This is a genomic window from Mesorhizobium sp. M1403, from assembly GCF_040317695.1.
Taxonomy (GTDB): domain Bacteria; phylum Pseudomonadota; class Alphaproteobacteria; order Rhizobiales; family Rhizobiaceae; genus Mesorhizobium.
This window is the reverse complement of sequence record NZ_JAMYKY010000006.1, coordinates 1-14,917: the sequence shown is the minus strand read 5'-3', so window position 1 is coordinate 14,917 and position 14,917 is coordinate 1. Positions and strand designations below refer to the sequence as shown.

11 protein-coding genes are annotated in these 14,917 nt (G+C 59.1%); 8 read left to right on the top strand and 3 right to left on the bottom strand.

What is annotated here, in order from left to right; all coding sequences use genetic code 11:
• The first annotated feature begins 4 nt into the window (after positions 1-4).
• Entirely contained in the window at positions 5-685 is a 681-nt protein-coding gene (locus tag NKH01_RS12965) for a redoxin domain-containing protein (protein ID WP_023716514.1), read from the top strand.
• A gap of 305 nt (positions 686-990) precedes the next feature.
• On the opposite strand, the gene NKH01_RS12960 is transcribed toward NKH01_RS12965, so the two are convergent.
• Positions 991-3,963, bottom strand: coding sequence for a trifunctional glycosyltransferase/class I SAM-dependent methyltransferase/polysaccharide deacetylase (locus NKH01_RS12960; protein WP_353020391.1), 2,973 nt, complete (start codon positions 3,961-3,963; stop codon positions 991-993).
• An 81-nt stretch (positions 3,964-4,044) separates the two neighbouring features.
• Complete coding sequence (locus tag NKH01_RS12955) at positions 4,045-4,176, bottom strand: glycosyltransferase (RefSeq protein WP_084642351.1); 132 nt, start codon at positions 4,174-4,176, stop codon at positions 4,045-4,047.
• Positions 4,177-4,585: 409 nt separating this feature from the next.
• On the opposite strand from NKH01_RS12955, the gene NKH01_RS12950 reads away from it, so the two are divergent.
• The 5 genes from NKH01_RS12950 (at position 4,586) to NKH01_RS12930 (ending at position 12,158) form a co-directional block, all read left to right on the top strand.
• Positions 4,586-5,251 carry a DUF3450 domain-containing protein gene (locus NKH01_RS12950; RefSeq protein WP_031193285.1) on the top strand — a complete coding sequence of 222 codons (666 nt, stop codon included), beginning with the start codon at positions 4,586-4,588 and terminating at the stop codon, positions 5,249-5,251.
• Between the two features lie 7 nt (positions 5,252-5,258).
• Positions 5,259-7,916, top strand: a complete 2,658-nt coding sequence (locus NKH01_RS12945; protein ID WP_352845746.1) for an OmpA family protein — start codon at positions 5,259-5,261, stop codon at positions 7,914-7,916.
• Positions 7,917-7,932: 16 nt separating this feature from the next.
• Positions 7,933-8,424 carry a Rab family GTPase gene (locus NKH01_RS12940; RefSeq protein WP_353020389.1) on the top strand — a complete coding sequence of 164 codons (492 nt, stop codon included), beginning with the start codon at positions 7,933-7,935 and terminating at the stop codon, positions 8,422-8,424.
• A 3-nt stretch (positions 8,425-8,427) separates the two neighbouring features.
• Positions 8,428-9,510, top strand: a complete 1,083-nt coding sequence (locus NKH01_RS12935; protein ID WP_352482335.1) for an adenylate/guanylate cyclase domain-containing protein — start codon at positions 8,428-8,430, stop codon at positions 9,508-9,510.
• Positions 9,511-9,932: 422 nt separating this feature from the next.
• Positions 9,933-12,158 (top strand): mechanosensitive ion channel family protein, encoded by a 2,226-nt coding sequence (locus tag NKH01_RS12930; RefSeq protein WP_352810415.1) that lies wholly within the window; start codon positions 9,933-9,935, stop codon positions 12,156-12,158.
• A 202-nt stretch (positions 12,159-12,360) separates the two neighbouring features.
• Here the strand turns inward: NKH01_RS12930 and NKH01_RS12925 are convergent, their stop codons facing one another.
• On the bottom strand, positions 12,361-13,257 hold the full coding sequence (locus NKH01_RS12925) for a LysR family transcriptional regulator (protein ID WP_023716506.1): 897 nt from the start codon (positions 13,255-13,257) through the stop codon (positions 12,361-12,363).
• A gap of 268 nt (positions 13,258-13,525) precedes the next feature.
• Between NKH01_RS12925 and NKH01_RS12920 the strand changes: the two genes are divergently transcribed.
• Positions 13,526-14,260: an SDR family NAD(P)-dependent oxidoreductase gene (locus tag NKH01_RS12920; RefSeq protein ID WP_292208972.1), complete on the top strand. Its 735-nt coding sequence runs from the start codon at positions 13,526-13,528 to the stop codon at positions 14,258-14,260.
• 158 nt (positions 14,261-14,418) lie between these two features.
• Positions 14,419-14,917: NADPH-dependent F420 reductase (locus tag NKH01_RS12915; RefSeq protein WP_353020386.1), on the top strand; the 499-nt coding region annotated here is incomplete at its 3' end.

The window sequence follows — 14,917 nt, the reverse complement described above, 5'->3', positions numbered from 1 at the left end:
GAAAATGTCCGCGCGTAGTGACTTGGTACCGCTTCAACCGGGCGACCGTGCGCCGAACTTGATACTCGACGCCATTACCCAGGAAGGCAAGATCGCGCTTGACGACTTTCGCGGCCAAAAGCCGGTGCTGGTCGGCCTGTTTCGAGGTCTGCATTGTGCGTTTTGCCGGCGCCATATCGCCGCCCAGGCGCGGCTTGATCCGGAGCTGCGCGAAAAGGGCGTGGAGAGCCTGACGGTGGTCAACACGCCAATCGAACGGGCGCGTCTCTATTTCCGCTACCATCCGATGCCGAATCTGCTTGCGGCCTCCGACCCTGAACGCGCTTCACATCGTGCTTTTGGACTGCCCAATCTCGAATTCACCCAAAACGAGACGAACTGGCCGTACAAGGTCTCGATGGCAGCGGCAAAGGATATGCGGGTCGATATACCAGGCGAGTTGCCCGGTCCTATGGACCCCATTGCGGCCAGCGAAATCCTTAATAAGAGGGACCATTACGAACTGACCGAAGCCGACGAGCAGATGATGGCAACGGGACACGGACAACTGGTCGGTCAGTTCCTACTGGATCGGCAGGGGATCGTCCGCTGGAGCTTCACGGAGGTTCCAGAGGGCGGGCGATATATGTTTGGGGCGCCAAGCCCGCAGGAGCTGATGTCAGCCGTGTCCCAAGTGGCCCAATAGACTTGCGAACGAGGTAAACGGGCGCGACACTGAACAAAAAGCGGAACCAATTTGTTACAAATCTAACATTGGCCTCGACGAGCCAGAATGTACGGTCCTGGCAATGCTTTCTGTCGCCTCTGGACTAGCGATGTCCTCTGTGGATGGCTCCTGTATCGTGGGGTGGCTGCGACAGCACCCCTTCCAACCGTCAGAACGCTGTCGTCAACAACAACAATCTCGAAAGAGCGCGCAGCTGCGGAGCGTCTCGTCGATTGTATCTTGCGCATTGTGAGCGGGAATGATGACACTGACAAGCTCACCGTTCATTCGAGCACGGCCTCGATACGGGCAACAAAGTAATCGAGCGAGCGATCCCCGCGAATCTCGATCCGCGGAAGGTCGATGGGATCGCAATCGAGGTCCGCCGGCCCGTGTCTGCCGCCGAAGCCGATCCGATAGCCGCACTCCTTGGCCAGCCTGCCAAGCCGTCGGTCGGTGACCGAGAAGGGTGCCGCGAACGCCGTGGTTGGCCGACCGGTCCACCGTTCGATGAACATACGAGAGCGCAGGAGTTCGGCGGCCAAGTCAGAGCTCGACAGACCATCGATCGCGCGATGCGTCGCCAGATGGCTTCCGAAGAACGCACCTTCGCCGGCGAGGCGTCGCACTGTCCTGGCGTCCATAATCTGCGTCGGCGGGCCACTGTAGGCGTCCCACTGTGCACTTTCACCCACCAGGTCCGTCACCAGGAACACTTCCGCGGTCAGGTCGTTCGCGCGCAAGGTCGGCCAGGCATGGTCGGCAAAGTTCTGGAAGCCGTCATCGAAGGTGATGAGCACTGGGCGGCCAACGAAAGGCTGACGGTTGGCGATGAACCATTCCAGCTGCTCGGACCTAATCGCGTGAAAGCCATTGGCGCGCAGCCATGCCATCTGGCTGGCGAATGCGGCGGGCGTGAGCCGAAAACGGGCGAGCGCGGCTGGACCTTCATCGGAGACGCTGTGATACATGAGGACAGGGATACGCTGTCGCCGCTCGCTACGTGCGACGTCGCGGCGCAAGGCCCGCGCCCCGCCCCAGACGATTTTCCGCACGACCCCGATTTCGACGGGCGCGCGGATTGGCACGTGATCAATCATCGGTTCCGTCGCCACGTCGCCTGGTGACAGGCGGCGGAAGCGGTCTATGCGGTAGAGCTCGGTCTGGATCGATTGCTCGAGGACGAGGCCGTCGGTCGCTGCCAGCGTCCCTGAGATCGCTTGTGCACCGAATGTGTTCCAGTCGAAGCCCGTCCTTTCGATATTGTCACGTAGCACGAACGCGTGTGCGCTGATGAAACTGCCGCCAGGCGCCAACGCCTCAACGAGTTTTTTGGCGATGCGCCGCAACTCGGCGAGATCATCCAGGTAGTAGAGCACTTCCGAACAGACGATCAGATCCATCTCACCCGGCAGCGTGTCGGCGGAGAAATCCAGTACGCCGAACTCAACGTTCGGCTGATCGCCGCATCGCGCGCGCGCCCGCCCGATGGCTACGGCGGAGATGTCAGTTGCGGTCAAATGGCCCACCCGCGGCGCCAGCTGACGCGTGAAGTGGCCCTCCGCGCAGCCCAGCTCAAGCGCCCGTCCGATGGGACCGGCAGGCAAAATTTCGAGCTGCCGCTCATATTTTTCCTGCTCATAGGGCGAGCCGTAGTTCCAGGGATCCTCGGTCGCGAAATGGCGATTCCAGAAAGACGTGCGATCATTGTCGTGCCCATCCGCGGCCCGTGCACGGCGCGGCGCTGCTAGAGGCTCTGTAGCTTCGGCGCTCGACCCAACCAGCGCCTGCGCTTCCACGGCCAATCCCGCGAGTTTGCCGAAATGGCTGTCCCGATCAGACCGGCGTCCCGCCATGGACAACAATGCCTCGGCTGCAAACATGTTTGACTTGTCGGTACCGGCGCCCTTTTGCGGTGCAGATAAAGGTGATCGCCTCGCAAGCGGCGCGGCACTGTGCATAAGCCGCTCAGGGGGCACGAAATTCAGGATCAACTCAGTCCAATGACGCCTTGTCACTTTCCCGAGTACGCCGAACTGTACGAAAGCCTCGATCTGGCCATCCATCATCAGATAAGCATAAATTTGATCGATTCCTTCCGGAAGCTCGATCGAGGTCGGATTTCGAGCGTCGACGCGAATGCCGAGTGTCCGCGCCAGTTTGCGCGGCGCGGCAAGATCGTCGAAGTCGAGAAGCATTTGCTCAAGGTGATACTGGACGCGGCGACCCGCTACGGGATCGTCCCAGACCTTGCCGAGTTCGATGATCAATTCGGTGAGGGAGCCGCCGAACCTGTCCCACTTGGCAGCCAATTGCGCTGGCACCGATAGGCTTCCTACCATAAGGCCATCGAAGACCACCTTGGCGATCTCACGCGCCCACTTACGTCCTGCCGGGAGCGCGCGCAGGGACTGCGGGTTGATCGAGCGCGAGCCGCAGCCGCAATCCGATGCGGCGTTCCACAACGCGAACCACGCGAGTGCTTCGGAAGCGGTGCGGCCGTTCGCCTCGATCGCTCCATTGGCGTGAGCCGATGCTGGGTGTTTGACCCTGGGATCAGCAGAAAAACCGCGGGCGATCACGATTTCCGCATCTGCCAGCATCTGCGTCGAATTGCGGCTGAGCGAGTTGGGGCTGACCCGATGGAAAGCGAGCGGCTCGTCGACCATCACCCAATTTTTGCCTAGACGTGCGAGGCGCTGCCACAGATCCCAGTCCTCGCAGGTGCGCAGCGACACATCGAAACCGGCCAACTCGACAATTGTCTCCCGGTCGACCAGCAGCGCGTGAATGGCGATGGCACACCGGCGGGCGAATGTCTCGAAGGGCTGGATCGCAACCTCCGTTGCGATGCTCGACGGGGTGAGTTCGCCATCGGGCATCACGCGCCGAGAACCGCAATAGGCGGCGACCGCATCGGGCGCTGCTTCAAGTGCGGCCAGCATTTTCGCAAGGAAGCTGGCATCCACCCAATCGTCCGCATCCAAAAACATGAGCCAGTGGCCGCGCGCTGTCGAAATCCCGCTATTGCGCGCGCCGGCGGCGCTGTACGCGCAAGAGCTTAACGTCCGAAATCGGGCATCGTGCTCCACATAACCGGCGATGATCGCGGGGGTGCGGTCCGTGGAGGCGTCGTCGACGATGATCGCCTCCCAGTCCATTATTTCCTGATCGAGAAGGCAATCGAGTGCGCGCGCCAGCGTTACCTCCGCGTTGTGCGCAGGAACCACGATTGAAACCAAGGGATTAGGCGCCACGCCGTCTTACTCGCGCCCGGTTCGAAGGTAGAACAAGATGCGTCGATCTTTCTCGGCATAGGCCGTCACGATCGACGCCGATCAGTCCATCGACCCATCGTCTACCACGACTATATCCAGTATCTGGTAGGTCTGCCGGCGGATGCCGGCAAGCGTTGCGCCGACGGTTTGCTCGGCATTGAGCATCGGTACCACACCGCCTTGCGGTAGCATTGTCCTGGATCATCGAGCTTTCGTTTTCTTCGGCAAGAGTCGGCGAATGTCAAAACCGGATGACGGCATCGGCTGGCAGCACTGCCCTGTCAAGATCGGGGCGAATTAGAGGCAGGCGAAAAAGACTTGAAGACAGGCCGAATGGCAAGCGCGCATGCCCGACGGCTTAGACTGAGGCCGATGCGCCGCGGCATTTCCTTTCGCGCATTTCATCTGCAAAAAGATGATCGCGGGCGAGACGCGAGCGTAAGCTGATCCGGATCGAGCCGCATGTCCAAATCTACCCGAATGGGGACGCACGAAACGACTTAAGCCGAGAAGATTCCGGCTTGCGGGTCGGCTATTTTGCTGACATGTTTATCAGTTGCTAAATTAGCGCTGTGACAATGTTCAAAAGAAGGGGCATGGGATGGCCAAGGAATCTTCGAGTACCGCTTCTTCGGCAAATAAAGCGGACGCAAATCTGATAAGTAATGCAGACGGAAACGGGCTGACCTTCGTGGCGGGCCAGGCTCGCGAGAGCGGGGCCCCCGGCGACGCTGTAGGTGTCGACAAGATACGTGATCTGCTGTTCGGCAACCAGATGCAGGACTATGACCGCCGCTTTTCCAAGCTTGAAGAACGGGTCTTGCAGCGCTTCAAGGATGTCGAATCCGAGGCCAAGCGCAATCTTGAAATGTACGAGTCAAATGCAAAGAAGCAGGTCGACTCGCTTGCCGCGCAATTGCGGAACGAAAAAGACGCGCGAGCCGACGCCGACAAGGAGATTGACCGGAATCTTCGCGAGCAAAATCAGGCGCTTGAAAAGCAGGTGCGCGCGTTGTCGGATCAGTTGAGCGAGCTTGAGCGCGAAGTTGCGGACCGGATAAATCGAAACGACCATTTGCTGCGTGAGGAAATCAAGCAAAAGAATGAAAGCATTCAGATGCTGATGGAGAAAATGTTTTCCGATCTCGGCAATGTCAAGACCGACCGAAATCTTTTGGCTGGCCTGTTTGTCGAGGTTGCAAAATGTCTAAATCAGGATCCCGTCGGCAGCAAGAGCAACTCGGAGCGTACCTGGAAAGTGAGTTGATCGGAACTTGACGTCGACCGTCGACCCAATCAGCCTTCCTCAAAGAGCAGCTTCGAACGATACAGAGATTGATCGCGAGGCTCTGGCTCGCCTTTTGATCGAAATTGCCCGGAACGTTGATCCGGACTATCGTGCGCGTCTCGACGGAATCCCAACCGCCGATCCTCGCATGGAAACGCTTCGCCAGTTGCTGGTCGGCCGCGAAATTTCGGAGCTTTCACGAGTTACGCACCTGCTCGACGAACCTGAGCAGCTTGCGGCCGCAGTGGGGGGCGTCCTCCCCAGTGCAGCCGCACACGCGTCTCATGCGCAACTCGGCGAGGCCCTTGCGCCAGTTGTCGAGAGGGCTGTGCAACGGTCCATCCAGAAAAGCCCGCGCACGCTGACGGATATATTATACCCGGTGTTTCTGCCGGCTATTCGCAAGTCGATCGGCGAAAAGATCGACCAAACCTTTCAGTCGCTGAATGAAACTTTAAGACATATATTTACTTGGCATGGGCTCAAGTGGAGATTTGAAGCTTGGAGAACGGGGGCAAGCTTCTCAGAAGTTGTTCTCAGGCATTCTCTTGTCTATCGTGTAGAACACGCCTTTCTCATTCACCGCAATTCCGGGCTTTTGATCAAGCATGTAACTGCCGAAAACGCAACCAGCGAAGATCCTCAACTGATCTCTTCGATGCTTAGTGCAATTCAGGATTTTGTAAAAGACTCGTTTAACGAGAAAGAACAGAGCGGCCTGGACACTATTCGTTTTGGGGAGCTTCGTCTCTGGTCGGAAGTTGGACCGTTTGCGACCCTGGTTGCGGTGATCCGGGGAAATCCGCCGGAGGAATTACATGAAATAATTCGCGATGTATTGCTTCGCATCCATGATGAATACTCACAGGCTCTAGAGCGGTTTGACGGCGACAGTTCGCAGTTGGCTGGCGTCGAGACGCAGTTGCAGACCTGCGTTGAACTGAAGCAGGAGGAATCAAACCAGGGATTTCCGTGGCTGGTCGTGGCTGCAATCCTGCTGGTTTTGATTCCTGCAGGCGGTTGGTTCTTTCTTTCCTGGCAATCCGGGCAGCGTTGGCAGGCGTATGTGTCGCGACTGGGGACCCAGCGGGGCATCATCGTTGCCGAACAAAAGGTGCGCGATGGCCAATTCTATATTGCCGGCCTGAGAGACCCGCTTGCCGCCGACCCGCAGTCGCTGTTGGCCGGAACGCAGGTCGATCCCGCCCGCGTTCATTCACGCTGGCAATTCTATCAGAGCCTCGAGCCGGAGTTCGTGTTGAAGCGGCTAACGGCGTCGCTGGTTCCGCCGGATTCAGTACGACTTTCGATCGTCAATCATCGCATCGTTGCCGAGGGTGAGGCTCCCGACACCTGGATAGATCGCGCACGCGCAGCGGCCCGACAGCTTTCGGCAGGCGGACCGGAATTCGACATCTCCAGAGTTCGTGATGTGAGCCCCGAAGCACGCGCGGCGGAGCACTGGCAGACTTATCTGTCGCGATTGGAGGCCCAACCGGGAATCATCGTCGCCCAACAAACGGCGAGGGGCGGACATTTCTATATTTCCGGCCTGAGAGACCCGCTTGCCGCCGACCCGCAGGCTCTGCTGTCCGGAACGGAGGTCGATCCCGCCCGCGTTCATTCGCAGTGGCAATTCTATCAGAGCCTTGATCCGAAGTTCGTGCTGAAGCGGCTGATAGTGTCGCTGACCCCGCCGAAATCGGTTCGGCTTTCGATCGTCGAGGATCACATCGTTGCCGAGGGTGAGGCTCCCGACACCTGGATAGATCGTGCGCGCGCAGCGGCCCGACAGCTTTCGGCAGGCGGACCGGAATTCGACATCTCCAAGGTTCGTGATGTGAGCCCGGAAGCACGCGCGGCGGAGCACTGGCAGACTTATGTGTCGCGACTGGAGGCCCAAGCGGGAATCATCGTCGCCCAACAAACGGCGAGGGGCGGACATTTCTATATTTCCGGCCTGAGAGACCCGCAGGCCGCCGACCCGAAGGCTTTGCTGTCCGGAACAGGGGTCGATCCTGCTCGCGTTCATTCACAGTGGCAATTCTATCAAAGCCTTGATCCGAAGTTCGTGCTGAAGCGGCTGATGGCGTCGCTGGCTCCGCCGAAATCGGTTCGGCTTATGATCATCAAGGATCGCATTGTTGCCCAGGGTGAGGCTCCTGCCGCATGGATAGATCGGGCGCGGGTCGCCGCCCAACAGCTGGCCGCGGACGGACTCTCTCTAGAAATCTCCGAGCTGCGTGAGTTGACCCCTCCGCAACTCACTCATTTGAGGGAGGCTATTCAAGCGGTCAACATTTTCTTCGATTCTGGCAAGGCTGTACCGGGACCAGAGCAACTGCCGGTTCTCGACAATTTGGCGAATCAGTTGAAGCAATTGGCCAAGGACGCCCGCAACGCAGGCGTGACAGCACAGTTCATGTTGACCGGCCATTCGGACGAGACGGGCCGTGAAACGGCCAAATTGTCGATCAGCGCCGCGCGCGCGGAAACAGTTCGTGCGCTTCTCAAGAAGCGCGGCGTCGATCCGGAGTTGCTCTTGGTTCGCGGCGCGGGCACCTTTGAGCCAGCGGAGATTGAAAATAGCCGAACGGGGAACTCCGCCAACCGCAGAGTTTCGGTTACGGTAAACTTCCACTAGGGCGGAGCCCAGGAAATTGCAAAAGAAGATCTGCATGTTGGGCGGGTTCGCTGTCGGAAAGACGAGTCTGGTTCGCAGGTTTGTGCAAAGCATCTTTTCAGAAACCTACTTGACCACGGTGGGAGTGAAAATCGACAAGAAGAGTGTCGCATTCCCGGACAAAACCGTGGATCTGATTTTGTGGGATTTGGCCGGCGAAGACGATATCGGCTCATTCCGCGTCAGCTATGTGCGAGGTGCGAGCGGGCTCGTGCTTGTCGTCGATGGAACCCGCGCCGCTACTCTTGCCGTGGCGCTCACGTTGCGCGAGCGGGCCGAGGCGGAATTCGGCGCTATGCCGTTTGTATTGCTGTTCAACAAATCCGATCTGGCCGATCGGTGGGCAATATCGGATAGTGAAATTAACGAACTGAGGCAACTTGGATGGCAAATCTATCTAACAAGTGCGCTTTCGGGTGAACATGTTGATGATGCGTTTCGTCATCTTGCTTCGATGGTTAGCAAATAGACCATGCATGAATTGCCACGAGAAGTCAGAAGCTGGATTTACGATTTCTTCGACAACGAGCACTCCGTCGCATATCTGAAAATCGACGCCCAGCTTTGCATAGCTGCGAAGGGCGGTAACGTTGAACATTACGGACTCTCATCAGTTCGCATAGGTAAGCCTGTTGCCGAGCAGCTTGAATTCATGGAAGGTTTGCTGCCCTGCCCGGAGCTTCCATATCATATGGCCATGGTCGAACTGCCCAGCGGGCGTGTCGCGGACCTCCATCTTTTTGCTGACAATGCCTGCGTGTGGCTGCTCTTTCTTGACGCCACTGCCGAACGCGACAATAGGCAGCGACTTCAACAGAAGGCTTATGAAATGACGCTCCTGCAAGAGAGGGAGCGTCAACTCAACGAGAAATTACAATCGATGAACGAGGCGTTGAGGGCGAGCCAAGAGGGATTGTCGCGTGAATACCAGCGCGCCGAAGCCCTGCTCCTCAACATTCTTCCGGCGTCTATCGCGGAGCGGCTAAAAGCGCACGAAGAAATTGCAGACAACTACGCAGAGGTGAGTGTGCTTTTTGCCGACATCGTTGGTTTTACGGAAAGAGCGCGGAACGTCGGAGCCGTGACGACGCTCGCTATTTTAAATTACTTCTTCAAGGCGGCGGATCTGCTCTCGGAGCGATACGGCTGCGAAAAGATCAAGACAATCGGCGATTGTGTGATGGTGGTCGCTGGCCTGCCCGCCGCGCGATCCGATCATGCGGAAGCCCTTGCGCACTATGCACTTGAACTGCGGAAGGCGGTTAAGCTCGAACGCTTCGCAGGAGAACCGATAAGACTCAGAATTGGAATTCACTCAGGACCAATCGTGGCGGGCGTCATAGGCAAAAGGCGGTTTGCCTATGACCTATGGGGCGACACCGTTAATCTCGCCGCACGTATCCAAACGTCCGCGGAGCCCGATGAAATCCGTATTTCGGATGCAACTCACAAACTGCTTGGACCAAATTTTGCTTGCGACCCACTCGCGGAAACGGAATTGCGTGGTACAGGTCGTGTGCGAATGTGGCGGCTCCCGGGGGAAATCGGATCCTGATATCTGACGTCGCCATCGTTCTTCCCTGCACGGTCATGCGCCCAGTTTCCATCACATAGCCTCGGTCGGCGATGCCCACCGCGGCATACGCGTTCTGGCCTGGGGGATCCTGGTGCCGGGTCTTTTACGCCCAGCATCACGGATGCGCAGTTCATATAACGGCTGGAGGCTGGGCCTAGGTCGGAATGCCCTCCCCCGGCGGCTAAGTAGACACCGCGAAGTACCCGGCGTAACGGTCTGGGTCGAAACGATGACGTCTTGCACCGCAACATCGGTTTCTTCAAGGTAGGGCAACAACGGACATAGATGTCGTTGCTAGCCGATCTGACCGGAAGGTTAACAGCACGATGCCACGCATCACTCGACGATTGGGGGCCAGGAACCTGGCGCGCCTGGCACGGCGTCTCGGAGACCTGACTGCGATGTTTGCCCTGATTGCCAGGCCGCTCGTCTTTGGGATCGCCCTTTTGTTGACAGGTCAGGCACAGGCGCAGGCGCCGGCGACCGCCCCGCCTGAAAGGGTCAAACAGCTGCTCGAGCTTCTCGACGATCCATCAGTGAAGGCCTGGGTGGCCGAACAGCGAAATCAGGACGCCGGGTCAACGGGAGCGCCTGCCGAGACAGGAGCTTCGCCGACCGACGCATCGTCCGGCGCCGTGGCCGCACCCGGCCAGATGAATACGATGGCATCCTCGACGCTTGATGGGATCAGGCATCATATCGAAAGAATCGTGCGAACTTTGCCCTTGCTGCCAGGCCAGTTCGCGCGCGTTCGGGCAGAGACGATGGAGGATATGTCCAGCAAGGGGTCAGCCGCCGTATTTGTGCTGATTGCGATGTTCATCGCTGCCGGCCTGGCACTCACTTGGGCAACGTTCAAGTTCACCCGTCCATTTCGTCTTTGGATTATCGCGCAACCGAAGGATACGCCGATTGGGCGAGCCAAGAAGATTGGTGGTCGCATGCTTTATTCCAGCATGCTGATCGTCTCTTTCGCACTGGGCAGCGCCGGCGCGTTCATGTTGTTCGACTGGCCAATGCTTATCCGCGAGATTGTACTGACATTTCTGATGGCGGCAGTCGTTACATGGGGTGTGCGCATGTACGTCATGGCCATGCTCGTCCCTTCCTTCATGAACGTCGAGAACGCCGTCGAGGTTCGTGCTTTGCCGATCACCAACGAAGCGGCTGACCATTGGTCCTATTGGCTACCCCGGATCGTCGGCGTCTTCGCCTTCTTCGGCGCCGCGTTTATCCTCTTGCCAGGTCTCGGCATCGATCAGGACGGAATGATGGTCCTGTCACTGGGCGCCGACTTCGTGCTGCTGGTGCTCCTGCTGCTCGCGATTTGGCGTCGGCCAAGAACGCAGCGAGACGGTGCGCGCCACATCGGTCACACGGAAGCGACATGGCTATTGACTGCTTATTTCGTCGTCCTGTTCCTGCAGCGCATCGCCGGCCTTTATACATACTTCTGGTTTACCTTCGCCGCATTCTTCCTGCCTTTTGCAATCGTGATGACGCAGCGCGGGGTTAATTTCGTTCTGCGACCAGGTTCGGAAGATGTCGGCCGGCCTACGATCCCGGCGGTGACGATCGCTGTCATCGATCGCGCAATCCGAATGATTTTCATCTTGGCGGCGGCTTACTTTCTCGCACGTGTCTGGGGTCTGGACATGCAATCCATGCGGGACAGCGATACGACGACGACGTTCATATTGCGCGGCTTGGTCAATGTCGTGGTCATTGCCCTAGCAGCCGATTTCGGCTGGTCGATCATCAAAGCTTTGATCGAACGAAAGCTGGGCATCGAAACACCGCACCCTGTGATCAGCGACGAGGATGTCCCGGTCCTCGATCCGCAGCAGGCGCGGCTGCACACGCTCTTGCCGATCCTCCAGAACATTCTGCTCGCATCGATCATCGTGATGGCGGTGCTTATGATGCTCGCCTCGCTGGGTATCCAGATCGGCCCGCTGATCGCCGGCGCTGGCGTCGTCGGCGTCGCCGTGGGCTTTGGGGCACAAACCATCGTCAAGGACGTCATTTCAGGCGTGTTTTTCCTGCTCGATGATGCGTTCCGTGTCGGCGAATACATTTCATCGGGCAATTACAAGGGTACTGTGGAAAGCTTTTCGCTGCGCTCGGTGAAGCTGCGCCACCATCGTGGTCCGCTGTTCACGATACCTTTCGGTGAACTCGGGGCAGTCCAGAACCAGAGTCGTGACTGGGTTATCGACAAATTCAACATCACCGTTGGTTATGACACCGATATTGACTTCGCTCGCAAGCTGATCAAGCGGATCGGCCTCGAACTGGCGGAAGATCCCGAGTTCAAACACTGGGTGCTCGACCCGATCAAGATGCAGGGCGTACAGGAGTTCGGCGAATACGGCATCGTATTGAGGGTCAAGGCCACAACCAAACCGGGAGGCGCCTTCGGTATGAAACGCAAATTCTATGTACGCCTCCGCCAAGTCTTCAAAGAGCAGGGCATCGAACTCCCATTTCCGACCGTCCAGGTCCAGGGGCTACAGAACCCACATGGGGCAGAGAATGCGCCGTTGGAGATCACACCCGAGTTGAAAATGGCCGTTGCGCAGTCGCACACTATTCGGCGCAGAAAAAAAGCCAGCACACCGGAGTAGGAAAGCTGTGACACCTGCCGGTCACAGCGTCGCTTTCCGCGCATCGCCCGTGGCAGGGATACTCTTCTATCTTCAACCGTTAAGACGAAAAAGACGGTCACGAGGCAGTCTACAACCAGAGTCCGTCCCGAGATTTACATCGGGCTGCGTAAGTTGATACAGCGGTACGTTCGAGACAGCGCCATCGGCTACCTGCCGCGCGTCAGTCACGCGATAAGGACCGTCCCGCGAGAAGCGGCGCGTACGCGGCGAGCCTGCGGGATACGAACTCGGTGAAGAGCCGCACGCGCTTCGTCTTGCGTGTCTCCCCCTGTGTGAGAAGCCAGAGCGTTCCGTACATGTGCAGGTCGGTGCCCGGCACCCTCACCAGTAGGGGGTCGGCATCTCCGACGAAGCACGGCAGTGTCGTCATCCCGAGCCCTTGCCGTACTGCAACGATCTGCGCCTCGCCGTCCGTGGTCCTGAACGGAACCCCCGTGGTACGAACCTCACCCTCGCTGGCCCAATCCGGGATGCCATGAATGCTTATGACGATCCACCGGATGGGATCAGGCGCGCCCGCACGCCACGCGGCTAGTCGATCGCGAGACATGTAGACGCCGCCGAACAGCTCCGGTCCCTTCAGGCCGTGAAGATTGAGCGGCAGGGTTTTGCGGTCGTAGACGACGCGGATCGCGACGTCGGCCTCCCGGTTGGTCAGATTTGCCAGCTCGCCGGACGACAAGATTTCCATCTCGATGTCCGGATGCAGACGCGCGAAATCGGCGAAATCCGGCATGAGCAGGTGTGTCGCGAGGGGCGGTGCCAGCGTCACCCGCAGAAGCCCGCGCACGCTCTGGTCGCGCCCGAAGACGCGCGTCTCCAGCAGGTGCGACGACACTTCCATCTGGTCCGCGAACTCGAGGACCTCCTCGCCCGCAGCCGTCAGGCGGTAGCCCGAAGGCAGCTTTTCGAACATGTGCACCCCGAGGCGTTCCTCGAGCTGGGCGACGCGTCGCAGCACGGTCGAGTGGTTCACACCGAGGCGCTCGGCGGCAGCCCGCACGGAGCCTCCGCGCGAGACGGCAAGAAAGTAGCGAACGTCATCCCAGTCGATCATGGTGCAATCCGGCACCGCGCGGTGCGCCTTCCAAAGCCCGTATCTAACACATCGAACAGCAGTACGGGCGGTCATCATAGCCTATGTCGACGAGCGCGGGCCAATTTCGAACGGCGGACGCCGATCGTCGCGGCTGGCCTCAGTCGTCCAGCCGGATCGATTTCGCACCACCGATGTGCGTGCTTCCGCACTCAACACCTGACGCCTGCGGACCCATTTCGAGGTTCTCGGAGGCAGATGCTGTCCCGACACCACGAAAGGAGAAGTCATGGGAAAGCTTGAGGGTAAGGTTGCAGTCATCACGGGTGGATCGAGCGGCATGGCGCTGGCGAGCGCCAAGCGGTTCGTTGAAGAAGGCGCCTATGTTTTCATCACGGGCCGGAGACAGGAGGCGCTGGACGAGGCCGTCAAGCTGATCGGCCGGAACGTGACCGGCGTGCGCGGCGATGCGGCCAATCTCGACGACCTCGACCGCCTGTTCGATACAGTCAAGCGGGAAAAGGGCAAGATCGACGTCCTGTATGCGAGCGCCGGCACGGGCGAAGCCGTCCCACTGGGCGAGATTACCGAGCAGCATTTCGATGCGACCTTCGGCCTGAATACGCGCGGCACGCTGTTCACGGTGCAAAAGGCATTGCCACTGTTCAACGATGGCGGATCGATCTTCATGACCGGATCAGTTGCTTCGGTGAAAGGTTTTCCTGGTTACAGCGTGTATGCGGCGAGCAAGGCGGCGTTGCACGCATTTGCACGCGGGTGGCTCAACGAGCTGAAGGGCAGGAATATCCGGGTGAACGTGCTGCACCCGGGGCCGATCGCCACACCGATGCAGGACCAAGTTCTCGACGAGGAGGGGAAGCGGATGTTCGAATCCCTGATCCCGCGGGGAAAGATGGGGCGTCCTGAGGAAATTGCGACGGCCGCGCTGTTTCTTGCTTCAGACGATTCGAGCTTCGTGAATGGGCTGGAGTTGTCTGTCGACGGAGGCTTCTCGGCCATCTGAAATCGCGGCGGATCGCGGGAAGCGGCTGACCGGCGGGAACTAGCGTGTCCATGGTGGAACGCCGGGACGTCTACGCAAAGGACGCCACACAGTAGAACGGATAACCCAGCGCCGTTGAGGGCCGGGGAATCAAGACCAATACGGATCGGAGAAGCACTATGAGCTACGCTATTGTAGGATTCGGTAAGATAGGCCAGGCCCTCGCCCACGCCTTCGCCCGTAAAAACATCGACGTGACCGTCGCGAGCCGCCGGCCGCCCGAGGCGCTGGCGCCGCAGGCTCGGGCGATTGGACCCACGGTCGTCGCCAAGTCGCTGCGGGATGCACTCGAGGCCGACACAATCATCTTGGCGGTCCCGTTCGGGGAGCATCGCGAGGTTGCGAAGGCCCTGCCGAGCTGGAAAGGCAAGACGGTCATCGACGCGATGAACGCGTTTCCAGTCCCTGAAGAGCTGGACGATCTCCCGTCCTCCGCCTTCGTCGCGAAGGCGTTCACCGGCGCCAAATTCGTGAAAGGGTTCAATCACCTGATTGCGGCCACCCTGGCTGCCGATCCGATCGTCGAGGGCGGGCACCGGGTCGTCTTTCTGTCGAGCGACGACGAGGACGCGACCGCTCCGGTGGCGGCCTTGGCCAAACAACTCGGGTTCGCACCCG